At 69.3% G+C, this 22,325-nt stretch carries 20 protein-coding genes; 8 read left to right on the top strand and 12 right to left on the bottom strand.

From position 1 onward, the window contains the following. Positions 1–384 precede the first annotated feature (384 nt). Positions 385–633: a 30S ribosomal protein S16 gene (rpsP, locus tag IEY63_RS01020; protein WP_189067114.1), complete on the top strand. Its 249-nt coding sequence runs from the start codon at positions 385–387 to the stop codon at positions 631–633. 132 nt (positions 634–765) lie between these two features. On the opposite strand, the gene IEY63_RS01015 is transcribed toward rpsP, so the two are convergent. The 5 genes from IEY63_RS01015 to ligA form a co-directional block, all read right to left on the bottom strand. Then, entirely contained in the window at positions 766–1,200 is a 435-nt protein-coding gene (locus tag IEY63_RS01015; RefSeq protein ID WP_373290891.1) for a divergent PAP2 family protein, read from the bottom strand. A gap of 4 nt (positions 1,201–1,204) precedes the next feature. Next, positions 1,205–2,104, bottom strand: a complete 900-nt coding sequence (folD, locus tag IEY63_RS01010; protein ID WP_189067112.1) for a bifunctional methylenetetrahydrofolate dehydrogenase/methenyltetrahydrofolate cyclohydrolase FolD — start codon at positions 2,102–2,104, stop codon at positions 1,205–1,207. Continuing rightward, positions 2,101–2,601, bottom strand: a complete 501-nt coding sequence (gene nusB / locus IEY63_RS01005) for a transcription antitermination factor NusB (RefSeq protein ID WP_189067111.1) — start codon at positions 2,599–2,601, stop codon at positions 2,101–2,103. The genes folD and nusB overlap by 4 nt, the downstream gene beginning before the upstream one ends. Continuing rightward, entirely contained in the window at positions 2,598–2,948 is a 351-nt protein-coding gene (locus tag IEY63_RS01000) for an Asp23/Gls24 family envelope stress response protein (protein ID WP_062159761.1), read from the bottom strand. The genes nusB and IEY63_RS01000 overlap by 4 nt, the downstream gene beginning before the upstream one ends. An 89-nt stretch (positions 2,949–3,037) precedes the next feature. Beyond that, positions 3,038–5,059 (bottom strand): NAD-dependent DNA ligase LigA, encoded by a 2,022-nt coding sequence (gene ligA, locus IEY63_RS00995; RefSeq protein ID WP_189067110.1) that lies wholly within the window; start codon positions 5,057–5,059, stop codon positions 3,038–3,040. Positions 5,060–5,286: 227 nt separating this feature from the next. Here ligA and IEY63_RS00990 point away from each other — a divergent pair, with 227 nt between their 5' ends. Further along, positions 5,287–6,384: a BMP family lipoprotein gene (locus IEY63_RS00990; RefSeq protein ID WP_189067109.1), complete on the top strand. Its 1,098-nt coding sequence runs from the start codon at positions 5,287–5,289 to the stop codon at positions 6,382–6,384. A gap of 371 nt (positions 6,385–6,755) precedes the next feature. Here the strand turns inward: IEY63_RS00990 and IEY63_RS00985 are convergent, their stop codons facing one another. Further along, positions 6,756–7,832: a protease complex subunit PrcB family protein gene (locus IEY63_RS00985; RefSeq protein WP_189067108.1), complete on the bottom strand. Its 1,077-nt coding sequence runs from the start codon at positions 7,830–7,832 to the stop codon at positions 6,756–6,758. 79 nt (positions 7,833–7,911) lie between these two features. Next, positions 7,912–9,543 (bottom strand): DNA repair protein RecN, encoded by a 1,632-nt coding sequence (locus IEY63_RS00980; protein WP_189067107.1) that lies wholly within the window; start codon positions 9,541–9,543, stop codon positions 7,912–7,914. 223 nt (positions 9,544–9,766) lie between these two features. On the opposite strand from IEY63_RS00980, the gene IEY63_RS00975 reads away from it, so the two are divergent. Then, positions 9,767–10,930 (top strand): alginate biosynthesis protein AlgP, encoded by a 1,164-nt coding sequence (locus tag IEY63_RS00975; protein WP_189067106.1) that lies wholly within the window; start codon positions 9,767–9,769, stop codon positions 10,928–10,930. A 349-nt stretch (positions 10,931–11,279) separates the two neighbouring features. Next, positions 11,280–12,869, top strand: coding sequence for a phosphoenolpyruvate carboxykinase (ATP) (gene pckA, locus IEY63_RS00970; protein ID WP_189067105.1), 1,590 nt, complete (start codon positions 11,280–11,282; stop codon positions 12,867–12,869). 211 nt (positions 12,870–13,080) lie between these two features. Here the strand turns inward: pckA and glmM are convergent, their stop codons facing one another. After that, positions 13,081–14,415, bottom strand: a complete 1,335-nt coding sequence (gene glmM, locus IEY63_RS00965) for a phosphoglucosamine mutase (protein WP_189067104.1) — start codon at positions 14,413–14,415, stop codon at positions 13,081–13,083. Positions 14,416–14,536: 121 nt separating this feature from the next. On the opposite strand from glmM, the gene IEY63_RS00960 reads away from it, so the two are divergent. Together IEY63_RS00960 and IEY63_RS00955 are read left to right on the top strand one after the other, a co-directional pair. After that, positions 14,537–14,773, top strand: coding sequence for a hypothetical protein (locus IEY63_RS00960; protein WP_189067103.1), 237 nt, complete (start codon positions 14,537–14,539; stop codon positions 14,771–14,773). Next, on the top strand, positions 14,773–15,789 hold the full coding sequence (locus IEY63_RS00955) for a phosphotransferase family protein (protein ID WP_189067102.1): 1,017 nt from the start codon (positions 14,773–14,775) through the stop codon (positions 15,787–15,789). Before IEY63_RS00960 ends, IEY63_RS00955 begins: the two co-directional genes overlap by 1 nt. On the opposite strand, the gene IEY63_RS00950 is transcribed toward IEY63_RS00955, so the two are convergent. Further along, positions 15,759–16,874, bottom strand: coding sequence for a DNA glycosylase AlkZ-like family protein (locus tag IEY63_RS00950; RefSeq protein ID WP_229784401.1), 1,116 nt, complete (start codon positions 16,872–16,874; stop codon positions 15,759–15,761). The two genes, IEY63_RS00955 and IEY63_RS00950, sit on opposite strands and share 31 nt — an antisense overlap. A 123-nt stretch (positions 16,875–16,997) precedes the next feature. Next, on the bottom strand, positions 16,998–17,519 hold the full coding sequence (locus IEY63_RS00945) for a hypothetical protein (protein ID WP_189067101.1): 522 nt from the start codon (positions 17,517–17,519) through the stop codon (positions 16,998–17,000). 228 nt (positions 17,520–17,747) lie between these two features. Between IEY63_RS00945 and purB the strand changes: the two genes are divergently transcribed. Beyond that, the gene (purB, locus tag IEY63_RS00940; protein WP_189067100.1) at positions 17,748–19,055 is read left to right on the top strand and encodes an adenylosuccinate lyase; all 1,308 of its coding nucleotides are present in this window, start codon (positions 17,748–17,750) and stop codon (positions 19,053–19,055) included. A 151-nt stretch (positions 19,056–19,206) separates the two neighbouring features. Beyond that, complete coding sequence (locus IEY63_RS00935; protein ID WP_189067099.1) at positions 19,207–19,350, top strand: hypothetical protein; 144 nt, start codon at positions 19,207–19,209, stop codon at positions 19,348–19,350. Between the two features lie 160 nt (positions 19,351–19,510). Here the strand turns inward: IEY63_RS00935 and IEY63_RS00930 are convergent, their stop codons facing one another. Both IEY63_RS00930 and IEY63_RS00925 read right to left on the bottom strand, forming a co-directional pair. After that, entirely contained in the window at positions 19,511–21,160 is a 1,650-nt protein-coding gene (locus IEY63_RS00930; RefSeq protein ID WP_189067098.1) for a cation:proton antiporter domain-containing protein, read from the bottom strand. A 12-nt stretch (positions 21,161–21,172) separates the two neighbouring features. Continuing rightward, entirely contained in the window at positions 21,173–21,496 is a 324-nt protein-coding gene (locus IEY63_RS00925) for a hypothetical protein (protein WP_229784400.1), read from the bottom strand. Positions 21,497–22,325 lie beyond the last annotated feature (829 nt).

Below are 22,325 nucleotides of genomic sequence, written 5' to 3'. Positions count from 1 at the left end.
CCCGGGCTCAGGAGGACAGCGCCTCCCGGTGTACTGCCCGCGTCGGTGCATCCAGAGCGGCCGAGGCGCTGAACGCGTCCACCTCCGGGCCCAGGAGTCCATACCGTCCAGGCGCCGCGTGAAAGGGATGCGAACTGGCTACACGGCCATGCGGCAAGCACCACCCCTGGACCGGCTGGATGAGTCTGCCCTTGGCCTGCTCGACAGGCTCGCCGGTGGGTGCGGTCCAGGCGAATCGGGCAGCGTGCCCCTCCCCTCTTGCTGCGCGGCAGCCCAGTCTGATACTCTTCTTCGGTGCGCTTACCGGTTGGCTGCTGACGGGCGCATTTCCCCGTGATCCTAGCGGGAGCTTTACCCTCAAATACCCCCAGTTGGAGATCCACCATGGTTAAGATTCGCCTATCCCGTTTCGGTTCTGCCCACAACCCCCACTACCGCATCGTCGTGGCCGACGCCCGCCGTCCCCGTGACGGTGGCTACATCGAGAACCTGGGTCACTACGATCCCCGCAAGACCACCGAGAACTACCTGAAGGTGAACGTGGAGCGCGCCCAGTACTGGCTCGCCAACGGCGCTCAGCCCACCCAGACCGCCCGCCGTCTCCTCAAGAGCCAGGGCGTCAAAGTCGCCTGAGTTCCCCCGAACGGAACATGAAGCCCCCCGCCGCGGGGGCTTTTTTATGTCTCCCGGGCGGGAAAAGAGGGAAGGTGGAACGCCACCCCGCTGACCGTGCAGGTCTGGTGGGGCGGCGCAGCAGGGCAGGGGTCAGCGGCTGAAGGCGACGAATCCGGCCCCGATGCCCAGGAGGGTGCCCACCAGAACCTCCAGGTACGTGTGCCCCAGCAGGACGCGCAGCGGCAGTGGGGCGAACCCCTCGCGGACCACGGCGCGGAGTTCCAAGACCAGTTCGTTCAGCAGCCGGGCCTGCTGGCCGCTGCTGTGGCGCACGCCGGTCGCGTCGTACATGACGATCAGGGCGAACACGGCGCTCGCGGCGAACAGGGGGCTGCCGGTGCCCTCGGTGATGCCCACGCCGGTGGTCAGGGCGGCCACCATGGCAGAGTGGCTGCTGGGCATGCCGCCGGTCTCCATGAACGCGGCGGGACGCCAGCGGCGCTCGATGAGCAGGATCAGGAAGACCTTCAGAAGCTGCGCGAAGGTGCTGCTGAGCACGGCCGCCCACAGCCAGCGGTTGCTCATCAGGTCAGCGAACGTGTTCACCGGGCACCTCTGAGGTCAGGAGCTGGTCGTGCTGGCGCTCGGCGGCAATGACGGTGTTCATCAGGAGCTGCGCGACCGTCATGGGCCCCACGCCGCCCGGAACGGGGGTCAGGGCGCCCGCCACCTGCGCCGCGCCGGGGTGAACGTCGCCGGTCAGTCGGCCCTTGCCGTCCTCGGTGGGGACGCGGTTGATGCCCACGTCCACGACGGTCGCGCCGGGCTTGATCATGTCGGGGGTGATGAGGTGCGCCTGCCCGGCAGCCACGATCAGCAGGTCCGCCTCGCGGGTCACCTGGCCCAAATCGGGCGTGGCGCCGTGGGCGAGGGTGACGGTGGCGTCGGCATTCAGCAGCAGGCCGGCCAGGGGGCGCCCGACGAGCGCGCTGCGGCCTACGACCACGGCCCGCACGCCGCGCACGGGGACGCCGTGGTGGGCGAGCAGGGCCATGATGCCGGCAGGGGTGCAGGGGCGCAGGCCCGGGTGGCCATTCCACAGGGCGCCGGTGTTCGCGGGGTGCAGGCCGTCCACGTCCTTGGCAGGGTGCACGGCCAGCAGCGCGGGCGCCGGGTCGAGGTGGGCAGGGAGCGGCAGCTGAACCAGGATGCCGCTGACGGCCGGATCGGCGTTCAGCTGGTCAATCAGGGCCAGCAGGTCGGCCTGGGTGGTCGTGTCTGGCAGCGCGTGCACGTGGCTGCTCAGGCCAACTTCCGCGGCCTTTTTCGCTTTCCCGCGCACGTACGAGACGCTGGCGGGGTCCTCGCCGACCCGCACCAGGGCGAGGTGAGGGACAGCCGGGAGGCGCCCGGCGCGCCTGCGGGCCTCGTCGAGGAGCGCGGCGGCGGCGGGCGGCCCGCTGAGGACCCGGGCGGTCCCCTGGGTCACTCCTGCGGCTCCTCGCGGGCGGGCGCGGGGGCGGCCTTCTCGTTCAGGCTGCGGCTCAGGCCTGCCAGGACGCCGTTCACGAAACGGCCGGAGTCGTCCCCACCGAACTTGCGGGCGATCCGCACAGCACTCTCGATGACGGGCGGGTGGGGTTCGGGCGTGTACATCATCTCGAAGGTGGCCAGGCGCAGGACGTTCAGGTCGGTCTGGGCCATCTGGTCGAAGCTCCAGCCGCGGATGGTGCGGCGCAGCGTGGCGTCCACGTCCGGGCGGGCGGCCGTGATGCCCTGCACGAGTTCCTGCGCGAAGGTCAGCGCTTCCTCGCTGAGGGTGGGGTAGGTGTCATCGCCGCTGCGCATGCTGGCCTCCGCGCGGGTGAACACGCTCTGCATGGGCAGGTTGCCCCGGTCGGCCTCGAACAGCACGCGGAACGCGAACTCGCGGGCGGCGCGGCGGGTGCCGACGGGCGCAGCGGCCTTCTCGCGGCGGCGGGTCACGCCTGACCGCCCTTGGGCACGCAGACGTTCTGCACGGTGACATTCACGGCGCGCACGCGCAGGCCGGTCATGAGTTCGATGTTCTCACGCACGGCCTGCTGGACCTTCTCGGCGGTGCCGGTCAGGCTGCGGCCGAACTCGATGTTCAGGCCCACGTCCACGGTGACGTCCTGACCTTCGCGGGTGACTTTCAGGGCGCGGGGTTTGCGGCCGGGCGTCTGGGTGCGGAGCACCTCGCCGACCTTCAGGGGCGTGGCGGCGACCTCGGTGCCTTCGATGCCGTCCAGGGTGGTGGCGGCGATGTCCATCAGGACGTTCTTGCTGATCTCAACTTCAGGTGTTGCCATGCTGGTCTTGCCTCCAGGTCGCGCGGGGTGGGCGCGCGACAATACCGCTCAGTGTACCTGCTGCCGCGTGGGCTGAGCCGTCCGGGTGTTCAGGCGCTCACGCCGCGCTCGCGCAGCAGTTCGTCTAGGTCTGCCTCGGTCAGGACGGTCACGCCGAGTTCCTGTGCGCGGGCCAGTTTGCTTCCTGCCTCCTCCCCCGCGATCAGGTAGCTGGTCTTCTTGGTGACGCTGCCGGTCACGCGCCCCCCGGCCTGTTCCAGCTGCGTCTTCAGGGCGTCGCGGGGGCGGCTCAGCGTCCCGGTGATCACGAAGTTCAGGCCCTGAAGCTGCTCGCCGCGCGTGACCTGCTCCTCTGCGGGGTTCACGCCGTGCGCACGCAGGCGGGCGATCAGGTCCCGCATGCTGGGGTCCGCGAGGGCCGCGGTGACACTCTGGGCGATCACGCCGCCCATGCCGGGCACGTTCTCGATCTGTTCGGGCGTGGCGGCCAGCAGCGCGTCGAGCGTCCCGAACGCGCGGGCGAGGGCCTGGGCGTTGCGTTCACCGACGTGGTTCATGCCCAGCGCGTTCACGAGCCGCCACAGCGGCCGGCTGCGGCTGGCGTCCAGCTGCGCCAGGATGTTCTGCGCCTTCTTCTCGCCGCCGCGTTCCAGGGCCGTGAGCTGCTCGGCGGTCAGGGTGTACAGGTCGGCGGCGTCGCGGACCAGTCCGGACCCGATCAGCTGCGCGACGAGTTTCTCGCCAATGCCGCGCACGTCCATCGCGCCGCGCGACACGAAGTACCGGATGCGTTCGAACGCCTGTGAGGGGCACGCGGGGTTCGGGCAGTAGGTGTTCGCGTCCCCCTCGGCGCGCGTAACCTCGTGCCCGCACTCGGGGCAGTGCGTGGGGAACGCGAAGGGCTGTGCGTCAGCCGGGCGCTTCTCGGTCAGGACCCGCATGATCTGAGGAATCACCCCGCCGGACTTGCGCACCACGACCGTGTCCCCGATGCGCAGGTCCAGGTCGCGGATGAAGTCCTCGTTGTGCAGGGTGGCCTTGCTGACGGTGCTGCCCTCGATCAGGCGCGGGGCGAGGTGCGCGAGCGGCGCGAGCTTCCCCGTGCGGCCCACGTTGATGGTGATGGCGTCCAGGGTCGTCTCGACTTCCTCGACCGGGAACTTGTACGCGATGGCCCAGCGGGGCGCGCGGCTGGTGAAGCCCGCCTCCTCCTGCGCGCGCAGGTCATTGAGTTTCAGGACGGTACCGTCCGCGTCGAACTCGAAGGAGCTGCGCGCGGCCGTCATGCGCGCGTGGTAGTTCGCTGCGGCGTCCAGGCCACGCAGTTCCTCGCTGTAGGCGCTGGTCGGGAACCCCTGTTCGGCCAGCCATGCCAGCACCTCGCCCTGGGTGCGGGCGGGCACGCCGTCGCGTTTGCCCAGTGCGTACAGGATGGCTTTCAGGTTGCGGCTGCGGGTCACCTCCGGGTCCTTCTGCCTCAGGGCGCCCGCCGCGCCGTTGCGGGGGTTTTTCAGCAGCGGGGTGCCCAGTTCCTCGGCCTGCGCGTTGAACGCGGCGAAGTCGGCGCGGCTCATGTACACCTCGCCGCGCACTTCCAGTTCGCCGGTCAGGCCGGGGAGGCTGGTCGGGATACCGGGCACGGTCAGGACCTGCGCGGTCACAATCTCGCCGGTCACGCCGTTGCCGCGCGTGGCCGCCCACTGAAGTTCGCCGTTGAGGTAGTAGAGGTTCACGCTCAGCCCGTCGATTTTCAGTTCGCCCGTGAAGGTGAAGTCGTCGCTGTCGGCCGGCAGGCCCAGCGCGCGGGCCAGCTTCTCCTGCCAGTCACGCAGTTCCGCGTCGTCGAATGCGTTATCCAGGCTGGTCATGGGCGTGGGGTGATTGACAGGCTGGAACGCCGCAGAGAGCGCGCCACCCACCGTCTGAGCGGGGCTGTCGCTGCCGGCCTGCGCCGCCCAGTCCGGGTGGGCGGCCTCCAGATCACGCAGTTCGCGGGCCAGGGCGTCGTACTGGTCGTCCGGAATGCTGGGGGCGTCCTGTTCGTAGTAGGCGCGGTTGTGGGCGGCCACCTCGGCCCGCAGGGCCAAGTAGCGGTCGAAGTCGGGCGTCATGGCCGGTAGCGTACCATTCAGGTTCAATTCAGCCTGGAACAGTAGGATCAGCGGTAGCCCAAGTCGCACAGCGTGACGCGGAAGGCTAAAGAATCACACAATCACCTATTCATCCGCCGTGAAGAATCTGACCCGCCGCTCCCGGGCTTCGGGGGTCTAGACACCCACCAAAATCCGTATACTCTATTCAAGCAATCCGCTCACCATATTCCCTGGAGGAACACCACATGAAAAAGATCCTGACCCTGGCCCTCGCCATGACCGCCACCGCCGCCTCCGCACAGGCCGTGCGCGTCGGCATCGCCTACGACGCCGGCGGCAAGTTCGACAAGAGCTTCAACCAGAGCGCCTACGAAGGCGCCCAGCGCGCCGTGAAGAGCCTGGGCATCCAGTCCAAGGACTTCGAACCCAGCGACCCCAGCCAGACCGTGCAGGGCATCCGCCAGTTCGCGCAGGACGGCTTCGACCTGACCATCGGCGTGGGCTTCGCCAACAACGCCAGCATCAGCCAGGTCGCCAAGGAAAACCCCGACCTGTACTTCGGCCTGATCGACGACGTTTCCAACGAGAAGAACGTCGCCAGCCTCGTCTTCCAGGAAGAGCAGGGCAGCTACCTCGTCGGCTACCTCGCCGCCATGAACAGCTCCACCGGCGTCGTGGGCTTCGTGGGCGGCATGGACATCCCCCTGATCCACAAGTTCGAAGCCGGCTACACCGCGGGCGTCAAGGCCGCCAACCCCAAAGCCAAGGTCATCGCCCAGTACGTCGGCACCACCCCTGACGCCTGGAACAACCCCGCCAAGGCCAAGGAAATCGCTGGCAGCATGCGCGCCAAGGGTGCGGACATCATCTTCGCCGCCGCCGGCGCCTCCGGGAACGGCGTGATCGACTACGTCAAGCAGACCCAGTGCCTCAAGGGCGCCAGCCTGCCCGCCGGCGTGAAGTTCAACAGCAACAACTTCGCCAACGTCAAGAAGAGCGCCGCCTACACCAAGGCCTGCGCCGGCAATACCCGCCCCATGTTCTTCATCGGCGTGGACAGCAACCAGAACTACCTCGGCGACTTCGACAAGAACCCCGCCACCATGAACCACGGCCTGACCAGCATGCTCAAGCGCGTGGACAACGCCGTGTACGCCCTGATCCAGGACGTCAAGAACAACAAGTTCAAGGGTGGCGAACGCCGCTTCGGCCTGAAGGACGCGGGCGTCGGCTACGCCGTCGACCAGTACAACAAAGCCCTGATCAGCAGCGCCCAGGTCGCCAAGGTCGAGGCCGTCAAGGCCAAGATCATCAGCGGCGCCATCAAGGTCCCCACCAAGTAATCCGGACGCACTCTGAGAAACGGCCTCCCAGTGGGCCGTTTTTCATATGCATGATCCAGGTCAGGCGGGGTCAGAGCGGATTCAGGAAGCGGGTAGCTGGCAGGACATTCCGTGACGCGGTACGGGGCGCCGCCAGCTGTCATCCTCGCGGTCCCGAACTCGGCCGCGTGGCAGGACTGACACGCAGACGGATCAGTTCAGCGGCTGATGCGGAGCGTGGTTGATTTACCTGCTCGCCTCGGGGTTCAGGGCGGGTGGCTGCGTGATCAGCGGAATGCTGAGACCTTTAAGCAGCGAAGGCAGGCGCCGGGAGACTCCCTCCCCGCGCCTGCACTTGCTTCTCGTGTGGCTTGATGCCGGTCGTGGTGGGTTTAGCGGGTCTGGCCGCCCGTGGACGTAGGCAGGGGCTGGCCGCTCTCGTCGAGCGCGGTGACGCTGGTGTAGGTGCCGGGGACGCTCACGATGGCCCAGGGGCTGGTGATGACCTGCGCAAGGATCGCGCCGGGTGCGGGGGCCGTGAGCCGCACGCGCAGGGTCAGGGTGCTGCCGCTGGCCTGAGCGCTGAGGACCTGCACGCCGTACCCGCCGGTGGGGCGCTGGCCGAGGAACACGCCGACCAGGGTGCGGCCGGTCACGCTGGGTGGGGTGGGGACGCTGCTCTGCCGGCCGTAGGCGCGGGAGTACAGGCTGCTGGCGCTGCTGGCGGTGGTGGCGACCTGCACGCCGGCTTCTGAGGTGTTGGCGTTGGTGCCGGTGGCGATCTGGGTGACGGTCACGTTGCCTCCGGTGCTCGGGTTGACGGGCGTGGTGGGGCGGGGGGGTTGCACCTGGGCGGTGGGGACGCTGCTGAGGATGTACAGGTCGCTGCGCAGGTGTTCGGTGGGCGTGGGGCTTACGGCCAGGGTGGGGGCGGGCTGGTCGGTGAGGACGGCGACGGCCAGGGGTCCCTGGGGGCGCAGGGTGTCGCTGAGGACGCGGGCTTCGTCGTCCGTGAGCTGTCCGGCGCCGCGCAGGCCGTCCACTGGGGTGCCGGTGACCTGGCCGCTGGTGCCGTTGAGGCGGGTCCAGCTCTGTCCATCGGTGTAGTAGATGGCGCTGATTCTGGCGGTGCTGGCGGGCGTGACCGTGAAGCTGCTGCCCTGGCGCGTGACGGTCACGCGTGCGGGGATGGTGGCGGTGGGTTCACGGTAGGTGGCCTTGCCGTTCACGCTGAGGCTGCCGCTGGTGGCGATGGGATCTTGCACCTGGGCGCGAAGGTCGACGGTCTGCTCGCCGAGTTTCACGCTGCTCTGGCTGCCCTGGAGGGTGCCGTATACCCACACGACGCGTTCCTGCGCGCCGCCGTACAGCACGGCCTCGTGGACTTTCAGGTTGCCGGGGCCGGTCATGGAGCACGCGCTGAGGAGGCCCGCGCCGAGCAGCGCCGCGGCCAGAAGGGTTCTTTTCATGTGGTCCAGCTTATGAGCGGAGTCTGACGGTGGACTGAAGCTCACCTTTCTGAAACCCTGAGGCTTGCGCGCGTGACGTTCAGGTGCGGCTGGTGAGGAGTTCCCGGGCGTGCTCCAGGGCGGCGCCGCTGGCGTGGCCGCTGAGCATCCGGGCGATCTCTTCGAGGCGTTCGTCGCCGCTGAGGAGGCGCACGCGGCTGACGGTTCGTCCGTCCTCGACGCTCTTTTCGACCTTGAAGTGATGGTCGGCCCGGGCGGCGATCTGCGCGAGGTGCGTGACGACCAGCACCTGTCGCGTGCGGGCAAGGGCGCGAAGCTGCTCGGCCACGGCGTGCGCGGCGCTGCCGCCGATCCCGGCGTCCACCTCGTCGAACACGACGGCCGGCGTGTCGGCACCCAGGACGGTGCTAATGGCCAGCATCACGCGGCTGAGTTCCCCGCCGGAGGCGACGTCGGCCAGCGGGGCGAGGTCCTCGCCGGGGTTAGCGTTGAAGTGCAGGGTCACGTCACTCAGGCCGTGCGGTCCAGGTTCCGCCAGGGCGCCCAGGTGGAAGGCGAGGCGGGCGTGGGGCATGCCCAGCTGGCGGATGACCCCCAGCAGGTCCTCGGCGAGGGGCGCGGCGCGCTTGCGGCGGGCGGCGTCCAGTTTCTCCCCGGCAGCCTGCACGCGTTCGCGCAGGGCGTCCACCTCAGTGTCCAGGGTGCCGGCGTCCTGTTCGTCCCGTGTGAGTTCGGCCAGTTCCGTCTCGACCTGCGCGTGGAAGTTCAGCACGTCCTCCAGGGTGGGGCCGTACTTGGCGCGCAGTTTGCCCAGGGCGCCCAGGCGGGTTTCGACGCGGGCGAGTTCCTCCGGATCGGGCGCCTGTCCCTCGGCCACGGCGCGCAGTTCCCCGACGACCGCCTGGATGCTGGCGACCGCGTCGCGCAGTTCGCTCTGGAGTTGCGCGGTGGTGTCGTCAAAGCGCGCGCCGGCGTTCAGGGCGCGGGTGGCCTCGTTCAGGTAGCCGAGGGCGTTCTCGTCGCCGTCACTCAGGAGGTGCAGCGCTCCGGCGGCACTCTGGGCGATGGTGTCCAGGTTCGCCAGTCGGCTCAGGTCCGCCTGGAGGGGCTCCTCCTCGCCCAGCTGGGGGTTGAGCTCGCTGATCTCGCGGGACTGGAACTGCAGCAGGTCCAGCTGGCGGGCGCGTTCGCGTTCAGTGGCGCGTAGCCGGTCCAGGCGCGTGCGGGCGTCCTGCCAGTCGCGGTACGCCTGGGCGTAGGTGGCGTGCTCGGCGTCCACCTGCCGGTCCAGCAGGGCGCGCTGGTTGGCAGGCGTGAGCAGGCTGACCGCGGAGTGCTGCCAGTGAATCGTCAGGCGTTTCTGGGCCCAGTCCTGCAGTTCGCGCAGGCTGACGACCTCGCCGTCCAGCCGGGCGGTGCTGCGGCTCTGCGTGGTGACGCGGCGGCTGGCGATCTCCTCACCCCAGTGCCCGGTGACGAGCAGGTCGTCCTCGCCGCTGCGGATCAGGTCCGTGTTGCTGCGGCTGCCCAGCAGCAGGCCCAGGGCGTCCACGATGATGCTCTTGCCGGCGCCGGTCTCGCCGGTGAAGACGCTCAGCCCGGCGCTGAAGTCCAGGTTCAGCGAGCGGATGGTCGCCAGATTCCGGACTTCCAGGGCGCGCAGGGGCGGCAGAGCGGGTGGAGCGTCGGAACGCGGGGCCTTGCGGGTCACGCGTCCGAGTGTAGCGCGCCGGTCCGCGGGGCAAGGGTGCAGCGGCTAACGGTCCAGCCGGTAATGGCGGCGTGGCGGCGCCTGAGCTGGACGGAACTGGATCATGAATGCGCCGTTACGTTCCGCCCACATTGGACAGGCGGGCCGATCAGACAATGGGCCGCATGATCCGGTCGCGTGGCCCTGCGCCCGCAGGGACGAGGCCGGGTAAAAGGAGTGCTTCATGAACACGAACGATGCGACTGGCGGCGTGAGCAAGCGCAGCCTGCTGATGCTGGGGGCCCTGGCGGGCCTGGCGACCAACCGTGACACGCGCCGCGCCCTGGTGGACGGCACCCGGAGTGTCTGGTCGGGTACGCAGCACACCCTGAGTGACAATGTGAAACCCGCCCTGCTCTCTGCGGCCAGCCAGGCGGGGCAGCTGGCGCAGGAGGCGGCGCGGACCGGAGCGCACACGGTGGCCAGCACGGCCTCCACCCTGCGGGACGGGGCGGCGCCCAGGGCGAGCGCCCTGCTTGAGAGTGCCCTGCACGTGGCCAGTGAACTGGCCGGCCAGGCGCAGGAGGCAGCGGCCCGCGCAGCCGCCGCCGGGGGCGAGCAGGCCCGCACGCTGGGCGCCGGGGCCGGTCGCTTGGCCGCGGACGCCGGGCAGACGGTGCAGTCGCAGGCGCAGCGGGGCCTGAAGCACGCGGAGGAGGCCACCCGGCCAGCACGGCGCGCCGCAGTCATGACCCTGTCGGACGCGCAGGGCGCGGCGTCGGAGCTGCTGGCGAACGTTCAGGATCAGGTGAGCAGCACCCTGCATGACGTGGCCGATGGCGCCGAGGCGCGCCGCCGCCGCCTGGAACGCAGCCTGCGCCAGGCCCGGCGGGACGCCGAGCGCGAACTGCGCAGCGGCAAGAAAAAGCTGAGCAGCGGGCAACTGGAACGCGCCGTGAGCCGCAAGGTGGCGCCTCTGGAAAAGCAGCTGAGCCGTGAACTGAAGGTCATTGAGCAGCAGGTGCGCCGCGCCCGCAAGGATGACCGGCGGGGCGGCGGAGGCGCCGCAGCCACCCTGGTGCTCCTTGGGACCGGTGCGGTGGTGCTGGCCCGCGTGCCCGCCGCCCGTCAGGCGATCCTGTCCGCTGTGGAGAAGGTCAGCCCGGAGGCGGCGCAGGGGCTGCATCAGGCGGGGCGCAATGCCCGCAATCTGATCGGCACAATGTGGCTGGAACGCATTGAGGAGCCGCAGGCGACGCCAGCCCCGGGAGCGGCGCGCAGCACGCAGGCCGCGACAACGGGCGCCACCTGGGGTGGAGCCGTGGCTCCTGACGCGCCTGCCGCGGCGAAGACGGCCACTCAGGACGGGGCGGCCAAGTCGGGCGATCAGGCTAAACCCACCAACTAAGCGCATCTGTCTCTTGGTGCCTTCCCAGCATGGGAGGGCACTTTTTGCGTCGATCATCTCGGGGTGTCCAGTCATTCTGTTCACCTGTTGAACAAAAGATGCGGGCGTTCACCTGGCGTTTGGCATGACAGGGCCGCCTCCCCTGCCCCCACTGAGATGTGCTGTTCCAGTGGGCGCTGCCGCATGAAAGGTCAAACGCAGAACACACGGGTCCGAGGCTGTTGTCCCCCCAAGTGTGACACCACAAAGGTTGGACTGGAACCGCTTCACAGGCGACAATTTCCCCGGAACATCGAACACCAATTCACCCCGGCACGCCCCGCGAGGCGGCGCTGCACCCGGAGGACCCATGAGCCTGACCGCGACCAACCCGCTGGCCGACCTCGGCATCAAGATCGCCACCATCCACCTCAACCCCGGCGTGGACGCCCTGTACGCCGACGCCATCCGGCTCGGCGAGGGCGTACAGGCTGCCTGCGGCCCCCTCACCGTCCACACCAACAAGACCGGCCGCAGCCCCAAGGACCGCTTCATCGTGGAAGACGACCTGACCCGCGATCAGGTGTGGTGGGGCGGCTTCAACACCCCGATCAGCCCGGTCGTGTTCGACCGCCTGCTCGACAAGATGACCCGCTACGCCGAGGGGAAGGAACTGTTCGTGCAGCAGGTGTACGCCGGCACCGACCCCCGCTACCGCATCGGCTGCCGCATGGTCACCGAGATGGCGTACCACTCTCTGTTCATCCACAACATGTTCGTGCGGCCCACCCCCGAGGAACTCGCGGACTTCCACGCCGACTGGACCGTGCTGAACATCCCGTCCTTCAAGGCCGACCCCGCTGTGGACGGCGTGCGCAGCGACACGTTCATCATCGTGAACTTCACGCGGAAGATGATCATCGCGGGCGGCACGCAGTACGCCGGCGAGAACAAGAAGGGCATCTTCGGCGTGTTGAACTACCTGCTGCCCGAAGCGGGCGTCATGCCCATGCACTGCTCCGCGAATGTCGGCGAAGGCGGCGACGTGGCGCTGTTCTTCGGCCTGAGCGGCACCGGCAAGACCACCCTGAGCGCCGACCCCAGCCGCAAGCTGATCGGCGACGACGAGCACGGCTGGACCGACAGCGGCGTGTTCAACTTCGAGGGCGGCTGCTACGCCAAGGTCATCAACCTGAACGCCGAGGCCGAGCCCGCCATCCACCGCACCACCCGCACCTACGGCACCGTGCTGGAGAACGTGGTGCTGGACGCGCAGGGCGAACCCGACCTGAACGACGGCTCGCTGACCGAGAACACCCGCAGCGCCTACCCCATCGACCAGATCGACAACGTGCAGCCCGGATCCATTGCGGGTCACCCGAAGAACGTGGTGTTCCTGACCGCCGACGCGTACGGCGTGCTACCCCCCATCAGCCGCCTGAGCCCCGAGCAGACCATGTACCAGTTCATCAGCGGCTTCACCGCCAAGATCCCCGGCACGGAAGACGGCGTGACCGAACCCAGCCCGACCTTCAGCACCTGCTTCGGCGCGCCCTTCATGCCTCGCCACCCGGGCGAGTACGCCCGCCTGCTGGCGCAGAAGGTGCAGGACAGCGGCGCGCGCGTGTGGCTGGTCAACACCGGCTGGAGCGGCGGCATGTACGGCCAGGGCAAACGCATGAGCATCGCCCACACCCGCGCCATGATCAATGCGGCGCTGTCCGGCGCGCTGGACGACGTGACCTTCGAGAAGGAACCCTACTTCAACCTGGAGATCCCCGCCCAGGTGCCCGGCGTGCCCGACGGCGTCCTGAACCCCCGCGACGCCTGGGCTGACAAAGGCGCCTACGATCAGACGGCCCGCAAACTGGCCCGCATGTTCCGCGAGAACTTCAAGCGGTTCGAGGACGGCGTGGACACCGCCGTGACGAACAGCATGCCCAACCCAGACCCGGCCTGAACGCCAGGCAGCAAGCGGGCCCTACCATTCAAGTAGTGGGGCCTGCTTGCTGATGTTGGCCACCTCAGTGGCGCTCCGCCGTAGGCGTGCTGGCAGCCCCATTAGCGTAAAGGAGTCCTTGACGGCACTGCTGACACCAGCCGACTTTCTCCGCTTGTTCGCCGCCCGGACACGCACCTGTCTGGCAGGGCGAGCCGGGCAGTGGCGTGGGTCAGGTGGTCAGGGCGCCGCGGGACTCGACGATCCCCGCGAGTTCACGGGCGATCTCGTGAATCTCGGTCTCGTCCTGCCCTTCGACCATGACGCGGATCAGGTTTTCGGTGCCGCTGGGGCGCAGGTTCACGCGGCCCTTGCCGTGCAGGCGTTCCTGCGCGCGGTCCACGGCGGCGCGGACCTCGGCGTCCAGGGCGATGGCTTTCTTGTCGGCCACGCGGACGTTCACGAGGGTCTGGGGGAACATCACCAGGTCGTCATGCAGGGCGTCCAGGGTGGTGCCCAGCTGCTGCATGCTCTTCAGGGTCAGCAGGGCGGTCAGGACGCCGTCTCCGGTGGGTGAGACGTCCAGGAACAGGATGTGGCCGCTCTGTTCGCCGCCCAGGTGCAGGCCGCCGCTGTGCAGGCGCTCGTGCACGTAGCGGTCGCCGACGGCGGTGCGTTCGAGCGGGATGCCTGCCTCGCGGAGTTTCACTTCCAGGCCCATGTTGGCCATGATGGTCGTCACGACCGCCGTCTCGCCCCGGGCGCGCGCGTTGAGCAGCAGCATGTGATCGCCGTGAACGACGTTGCCGCGGCGGTCCACGAACATGGCGCGGTCGGCGTCCCCGTCGAACGCGACCCCCAGGTCGTACCCGCCCTCGCGGACGATGCGCTGGAGGTGGTCGAGGTGCGTGCTGCCGCACTCGCGGTTGATGTTGCGGCCGTCCGGGGTGGTGTACACGGCGAACACGTCCGCTCCGGCCGCCTGGAACACCTTCGGGCCCACGCGGTACGCGGCGCCGTTCGCGCAGTCCATGGCGATGCGCAGGCCGCTCAGGTCGGGTGCCAGGGCCTTGAGGTAGTTCACGTACAGGCGCTCGGCCTCGGTGTAGTTCGTGACGCCGCCCAGGTTCACGCCGGTGACGGGGGTCAGGTCCGGCACGCGGTCAATGGCGGCTTCAATGTCGAGTTCGGTGGTGTCGCTGAGTTTCTGCCCGTCCGCGCCGAAGAACTTGATGCCGTTGTCCTCGTACGGGTTGTGGGAGGCGCTGATGACCACGCCCGCGTCGGCTTTCAGGTGCCGGGTCAGGAAGCTGACGCCGGGGGTGGGGAGGACGCCCAGGTGGATGACGTTCACGCCGCGGCTGGTCAGTCCGGCGGCGAGTGCCGCTTCGAGCATGTCGCCGCTCTGGCGGGTGTCCTTGCCGATCACGACTGTGGCGCGTGGATTGCTGCCCCTGAGCACTTCCCCGGCGGCCGCGCCGAGGGTCATGACCCAGCTGGCCGTGAGGGGGTGGGTGCCTGCGACGGCGCGCACGCCGTCCGTTCCGAAGTACTTCCGTTCCGTCATGATCGCGCCCATCATACGCGCCGGAGTGAATGCCGCGCCGGAGTGCGTGCAGGCTCTACCGCAAGCCTGCACGCGGTCCAGTCGCGGCAACCTTCTGCGGTCTGGCCGCGTACTGCTGGGCATGAGTGGATTCTCGATCGGATCGTTCTCCTTCAGTCGCAGCGGTCATGGCCACCGGGGCGGGTTCATGGGGCACCACAGCCGCTCCTCGTTCAGTCACGGGCACCGGCATCAGTACGGGCACGGTGGGCATTACCGCGCGCGCCGCCGGGGGCCGCTGGGCTGCCTGGGCGTGTTCGTGGTGGGCGCGGCGCTGGCGGGCGGGTCGCTGCTGGGTCTCGTGTCCCTGCTGGGCTGATGCCGCTGGGCGCGCTGCTGGCGGACGCCGTGCGCGCCCCGTCCGGTGAGGTAGCGGTGGACGCCCGGGTGTGGCCGCGCGCGCTCAGGGCCCGCTTTCCTGGCGCTCGGCTGCGCGAGGCGTGGGTGGGTGAGGGCGCGGCGTTCGCCCGGTACGCCTCGCCGGGCGGGCCGCTGTTCCTGAAGTACCTGCCGGCCGGGTGGCGGGACGTGCGGGCGGCGCAGCGGCTGGAGCGGGAGGCCACGTACCTGCGTGATCTCGCCCCCCGGTGCTCGGTGCCGTACGCGCCGCTGCTACACGCCGCCCGCAGTGCGGAGCGGCCGCTGGCGCACCTGCTCATGCAGGACCTGACGGACGTCACGACCGGCTGGGGGTACTTCACGACTGACGCGGCGCGCGAGGAGGGGCTGCGGGACGTGGTGCGCCTGCTGGCGCAGCTGCACGCGCACTGGGCCGGAGCGGGCCGCGCGTCGCTGAGCGGGGACTGGGTGTGGCAGCCAGAGCGGGTCCTGAGCCGCAATCACGTGCGCGGCTGGACGGAGCGCGCCGGGGTGCTGGCCCTGCCCACCGGGCAGCGGGACGCGATCCTGGACGCCGCGCAGGTCCTGCCGGCCCTCCTGCGGGACGCGCCGGACTGGACGCTCGTGCACGGGGACGTTCATGCGGGGCAGGTCATGTGGTCCCGCGCGGACGGTCATCCGGTCCTGATTGATTACGGGCAGGTGCATCCCAGTCTGCCGGGCGAGGACCTGGCGCACCTGCTGGCCCTGCGTCTGGACGCGGAGGAACGCGCGAGGCTGGGTGACGATCTGCGCGAGGTGTACGCGGAGGCCCTCGCCCGGGCGGGTCTGCCCCTGTCGCGGGCGGCCCTGCGGGCGCAGGAGCGGGCGGGCCTGGCGCTGAACCTGCTCTCGACGGCCCGGCAGATGCTGCGCCGGAAGGCGGCCGGGTCGGGGGGCGTGGCTGAGGCGCTCTCGCGGGCCGTTCAGGTCTGGTCGAACGAGACCTCGGCCTGAGTGGCGTTCAGGAACGCGCGGTGCCGGTCCAGTTCCCGGTCCAGCGCGCTCCTGAACGTGACGCTCTGGCGGACGCCGGGCCGCAGGCCGACCTGCGCGTGCAGGGCGCTGCCCTGAACACTGAGGTTCGCCCAGCCCACCGCGCGGCCCGCGTGCAGCAGGGGCAGCGCGTAGTAGCCCATGGTGCGCTTCTGGGCGGGCGTGTACGCCTCGAAACGGTACGCCCAGCCGTGCAGGTGCTCAAAGCGGCGCCGGTCCCACACGAGCGGATCGAAGGGATTCACAATCCGCACGCCGCGCGGGGTGGGGGCGTCTGACGGGTCCTGCTCGGGCGTCCAGACGTAGGGCACGCCGTCCACTGTCGCGTCGCGCAGCTCGTCCCGCAGGGCGTCGCGCAGCGCGCCGCGCAGGTCCGCGCGCAGGTGCGGGAAGCCGTAGCCGGAGAGGCCCGTCAGGTACCGCAGGCTGGCCTGGGGCATCGGGCCGTACAGGGCCGCGAGGAGCCGGACCGCGCCGCGCAGCCGCTCAGGCGTCGCCTGCGGGTTAGCGCGCAGGGCATCCAGGTGCCGGGCGACGCCGTACACGCGCACGCCACCGTCACGCCGCACGATGCGGGCCTCGCCCCGGTAGTGCAGGGCGTCCAGGGCCCGGGTGGTGGCCTGGCTGTTCCCACCCCAGTAGTTTGACGCGCGGCGGGCGCCCAGGGCCGTGATCACGTCCCGGGGGTGCAGTTCGCTCCGCTCGTGCAGGAGGGCCCGGACGTCCGCGATCAGGCCGGGATGTTCGAGTTCCACGCGGGTGGGCGGCACCTCTCGCGGGTGCAGCAGCCGCTGCACAGCCCGCGTCACGAAGCCGTAGTTGGGAATGATGTCCTCCTCGGCGTCAAGGTGCGGGTACTGCGCTTCCAGGTCCCCGGCGCGGTAGCCGGGCACGCGGGCCATCAGCGTGAGGTCCTGCGCGCGGGCGGGCGCGCGGATGGGGTCGGCCTGCACGAACCCCATGCGGTTCAGGGCGTCCTGCACGCTGCTCGCGGGGGTCAGGGTGCGCAGCGCGGCGGCGCGGAGGGCGGCGGGCGTCAGGGTCACGGGGGCAGGCTAGCGCAGTGGCAGTCCCCTCAATACGCGACCGGGACGCCCCCCAGGTCGAGGGACGTCCCGGTGGTGACCGGTGCCGCGGCGTGCCGCCGGCGGGCGCCGGTCAGGGCCGGTTCAGGGTTTGCCCTTGCCGGGGTTGGTGCTGGGTTTGCCGCCCTTGTCTTCCTTCGTGGGCTTACCGGCCGGGCTGGCCTGGTCGTCACCGGTTTCATCGCCGTCGGTGTCGCCACTGGTGGCGGCTTTCAGGCGGTTGATCACAGCCGGGAGCGGCAGGGACTGCGTGCGCCCGCTGGCGTCGGTGTACTCGATCTTGACGGCGCCGGGTTTGCTGAGGTCACGGGTGACGTTCACGGTGATGGGGTCGCCGCTGGTGGGGGTAAGCGTCACGCTCTTGACGTCGCTGAGGGTCGCGGTGCCGTTCAGGGTGACGGTACCGTCCGCGTTGATGGTCCCGATGACGGTGCCGTCGGCGCCCAGCAGGGTCGCGGTGCCGCCCGCGGTGACGAAGGCCGTCCAGGCGTCCTTGACGTTGGCGATGATCTGCCCGGGCAGGGTGACGGTGCTCGTGGTGTCCTGCGCAAGGGCGGCGGAGCCGAGGCTCAGGGCGGTCAGGGCAATGATCAGGGAACGGTTCATGGGGCCTCCTTGTGGGCGGATGACGGTGTCACCAGCCTGAATTGATGAAGCGCCCGTAGTGTGCTCCCTGAAACTGACTGAAAGCTGTGAACATCAGAAATCTCTCGTGCGTTCCACCAATCGGGGGTGAGAACAGGTGCGAGACCGGACGGGCAGGTGGACGGGATGGTTGACCCGACTGGACGCCGGGGCGGGTGCATGGTGGGGCGGGTGGTACGCTGGAAAACCGTGATTGACCGTTACCTGACCCCGGAAATGAAGGCGCTGTGGAGCGAGGCCAGCAAGTACCGCGCGTGGCTGCGTGTGGAGCTGGCGGCCATGCAGGCGCAGGCGCGGCACGGCGAGGTGCCCCAGGCGGCCTTCGAGACCCTCACGGCCAAGAGTGAAGCCGATCCGCTTGATGAGGCGTTCGCCCTAAAGGTGGCGGAGATCGAGGCGGTCACCCGGCACGACATCGTGGCCTTCACGCGCGCCCTGACGGACCGCTACGGAGATGAGGCGCGCTTCATCCACCACGGCCTGACCAGCACGGACGTGGTGGACACCGCCCAGAACCTCGTGCTGGATGAGGCGCTGGGCGTGATCATCACGGATGTGGAGGCGCTGCGCGAGGTGTGCCGCATGCAGGCGGCGGCGCACAAGCACACGCCCACGGTGGGCCGCACGCACGGCATTCACGCGGAACCCATGACCTTCGGCCTGAAGTTCCTGAACTGGATGGCGACCCTGGACCGCGACCTGGAGCGCCTTCACGCGGCCCGCAAGCGCATCCAGGTGGTCATGCTGTCGGGATCGGTGGGCACGTTCGCGCACGTCTCGCCCCGCATCGAGGAGGAGGTCGCGCAGGCGTGGGGCTGGCAGGCCGCGCCGGTCACGAACCAGACGCTGGCCCGCGACCGCCACGCGGAGATCCTCAGCGCCCTGGCCATCTACGGCACCACCGTCGAGAAGATCGCTGTGGAGATCCGCCACCTCCAGCGCAGCGAGGTGCGCGAAGCAATGGAACCCTTCGGGAAGGGCCAGACCGGCAGTTCCTCCATGCCGCACAAGAAAAACCCGATCCTCACGGAGAACGTGACCGGACTGGCGCGCCTGCTGCGCGGGTACCTGCTGACGGGCCTGGAGAACGTGCCGCTGTGGCACGAGCGGGACATCAGCCATTCCAGCGCCGAGCGGGTCATCCTGCCCGACGCGACCGCCGCGACCAGTTACGCCACGCGCCGCCTGACGGGCGTGCTGCGCGACCTCGTGGTGTTCCCCGAGCGGATGCTGCGCAACCTGAACGACCTGGGCGGCCTGGTCTTCAGCCAGCGCGTGCTGCACGCCCTGATCGACGAGAAGGGCCTGCTGCGCGAGGACGCGTACACGCTGGTGCAGCGCAACGCCCTGCGCTCCTGGGAGACCGGTGAGGGCCTGCGCGACCTGCTGAAAGCCGACCCGGAGAATCCCCTGAGTGACGCCGAACTGGACGCCGCGTTCGACCTGCAGTGGTACCTGCGGCACGTGAACGACATCTACGCCCGCTTCGGCATGTAAACCAGCGGCGGGGGCAGGCGGAGGCTCCGGTCTCCCCTGCCCCCGCCTGCTGCGCGAACGCCCACCCAGACGCGGCGCCGCGCCCCCGACAGGGGCATTTGCAGGTTTTCTCTCGTTCTGGTCGGCGTTCAGGTGCTACCTTCTGCGCCCAATGGGCCGGAAACGTCGTGCGAAACGCAGAAAACCCAACCGGGCCGCGCGGGGCTTCGATGGTGGGTGGATCGTGCCCGTCTCGAACGTGCTGCTGTGCGTGAATGTGCTGCTGCTGGCCGCCGTCCTGCACGAACTGCACTGAGATCGAGCCGGCCCGGGAAGGCCGGGCGACGATCAAATCCTCCGATCAGGGAGCGGCGGACCCAGCACACCACCTCGCGCTGCCGGGGCCCTGCTGGACCCGAGTCCCGGATGACAGACCGCGCTGGACCTGCCAGTCCCGGCTCAGGCGAACTGATCCTTCACGGGACGGCCAGGGCGCTGCGGGCGCGTTCACCCATGGCGAGGCCCAGCTGGTGCTCGCCATACACCACTTCGCTGGCGCCCAGTTCGTGCAGCGCGTCGCGGGTGTGCTCGTCGTGGGCGCGGACGATCACGTGAACAGCGGGGTTCAGTGCACGCACCTGCTCCATGATCAGGGTGGTCTGAAGGGCGTCCGGCGTGGCGATCACCACGACCCGGGCGCCGGGTGCGGCCGCCAGGCGCAGGATGTCCGCGCGGGCGGCGTCTCCATGAATGACAGGCGTGCCCTGGGCGCGGAGGGTGGCGGCCCGGTCCTCGTCCTGCTCGATCACGGCGAGGGGAATCCGCTGGCTGTGCAGGGCCTGCGCGGTCAGTTGCCCCACGCGGCCGTGACCGATCACGAGGGCGTGGTTGCGCAGGGGCAGGGGCGTGGGCTCGGGCGTGGCGGGGGTGGGGTCGGCGCTCAGCCAGCGCTGAAGGGTCGGAGCGGCGCGGAACAGGAACGGGTTCAGCGTGATGGAGATGATCGCGCCCGCCAGGATGAGGTTCTGGCCCTGCGGCGTCAGGAGTTTCAGGTCCAGACCCAGGGTGGCGAGGATGAACGAGAATTCCCCGATCTGCGCCAGGGAGAACGCGACGGTCAGGGCGGTCGCAACCGGGTAGCGCAGCAGGCGGACAATCAGGAACGCCGCGATGGTCTTCCCGAACAGAATGATCAGTGCGGTGCCGATTACCAGCAGGGGCGCGTTGAGCAGAATCGCGGGGTTGAACAGCATGCCCACGGCCACGAAGAACAGCACGGCGAACGCGTCCTGGAAGGGCAGGGCGTCCTCGGCGGCCTTCTGACTGAACTTGCTCTCGCTGGCCACCACGCCCGCCAGGAACGCCCCCAGCGCGAACGACACGTCGAACAGGACGCCCGCGCCGTACGCGATGCCCAGCGCGGTGCCCAGCACCGCCAGCGTGAACAGTTCGCGGGAGCCGAGCCGGGCGACACGGGTCAGCAGCCACGGCACGAAACGGCGCCCCGCGACCATCATCAACGCGACGAACAGCGCGACCTTACCGAGCGTGACGCCCAGCGACAGGGCGATCTCACCGAGATTTAGGGCGCCGCCACCCTGAAGCAGTGGGGCCAGGGCCGGAAGCAGCACCAGAGCCAGGACCATCACGAGGTCCTCAACGACCAGCCACCCCACCGCGATCTGGCCGCTGGGCGTGCCGAGCGTGCCGCGTTCCTCCAGAGCGCGCAGGAGCACGACCGTGCTGGCGACCGACAGGGCCAGTCCGAAGACGAGACCCTGCCCAAGGGGCCAGCCCCACAGGTGCGCGGCGCCCATGCCCAGCAGCGTGGCCACCAGGATCTGCCCGAGCGCGCCTGGAATGGCGATGCGGCGCACGGCAAGCAGATCCTGAATGGAGAAGTGCAGGCCCACGCCGAACATCAGCAGGATGACGCCGATCTCAGAGAGTTGCGCGGCAATGTGGGAATCCGCGACGAACCCGGGCGTGAAGGGGCCGACGGCGACGCCCGCGAGCAGGTACCCGACCAGGGGCGGCAGGCGCAGGCGGGTGGCCAGCAGACCGCCGAAGAAGGCCAGGGTGAGGCCGATGGCCAGAGCGGCGATGAGTTCAGTGTGGTGGGGCATGGTGACCTCCGGTCAGGGGTGATGAGGTGGCGAGGTCTCGTGCGGGAACTCCTGCTCCAGGAAGGCCCGGAAATCGGCCTGGAAGTCGTCTCCTTCGGTGGGGAGGCCGGCGGCCTCGGCGGCGTCGCGGATGGCGGCAGAGAGCAACTGAGAGGCGGCGCGGGTGCGGCTGCCGTCCATCAGTTCGGCCAGCTGCGTCAGCCAGTAGTAGTCGACGGCCTGAAGGCGCAGGGTGACCTTGCCTTCGGGCAGGTCGCCCTGATGGCCGCGTGCGGAGTGTTCCTCCAGCGCGTGGCGGACCAGGGCATGTATTCGGGAGAGTTGTTTCGTTGGCATATCGCCAGATCATTCTGGCAGAAAATGGCAATTTGCCAGTATTATTTGGCTCAAGGATTCATGAAGGTGGTCTGGTGATCAGAGAAAGATTGAACCTTTCCCGACCCGACTTCGCGGCACGCGCACACATTGGAACCGCGCAGGAGGTCTAGGTGGAGCCCGCCCCGAGCCCCTGCTCCGCCGCTGGACCCCGACGTCATCAGGAGGGCAAAAGTCCACCTTCGGCCCTCTGGTCACGGCAAAAGTCCCAGCACTCTGGCCGGACCTCCTTGCAGTGAGGGCGCACAGCACTGAGATTCAGCGCATTGAACCGCTGGCTGCCGTGGTGATGGGTTTCGCTGGACGTGGGCAGCTGATCCGCCCCGGCGATCAGGTGGCAACCTCAGACCTCGTCTCCGGCAGCCACCTCAGCGTGAGGGCCTGCGGCGGCAGCGCACGGACGGCATGGTAAGCACGCCGGTCGGTCGCCGTTACTGCGGTTCGCAGAGACAGGCAGTGGTTATCGTGATGGACACGCAGACGGAATGATTGGGTATGCCCCAAACACCGGAAGGGCCCATGCGGTGTGGCCGAGTAGGGTGAGGACCTGGTTCATCCGCAGCGATGGAGTGTCAGTGCAGTGAAAGTTTCGTCGTATCGCGTGGAGCAGGTGCGGGGTGATGTCCAACTCGACCGATGTGGTGTCACTCGCGTTTGGGGCGTTAGGGTTCTACATTGGCCACGTTGAACCGGGTGCGACGTGAACAGGTCATGATCAGGGTGCTGTGGCCCTGGCGGCTGGACACGGAAGGGCGCCACCGGGCCGGGAACAGATGCGGGAGCGCTCCGC

Source organism: Deinococcus radiotolerans (assembly GCF_014647435.1).
Classification (GTDB): Bacteria; Deinococcota; Deinococci; order Deinococcales; family Deinococcaceae; genus Deinococcus; species Deinococcus radiotolerans.
Note: the sequence above shows the minus strand (reverse complement) of the source record. Positions and strands in the feature narration are given on the sequence as shown.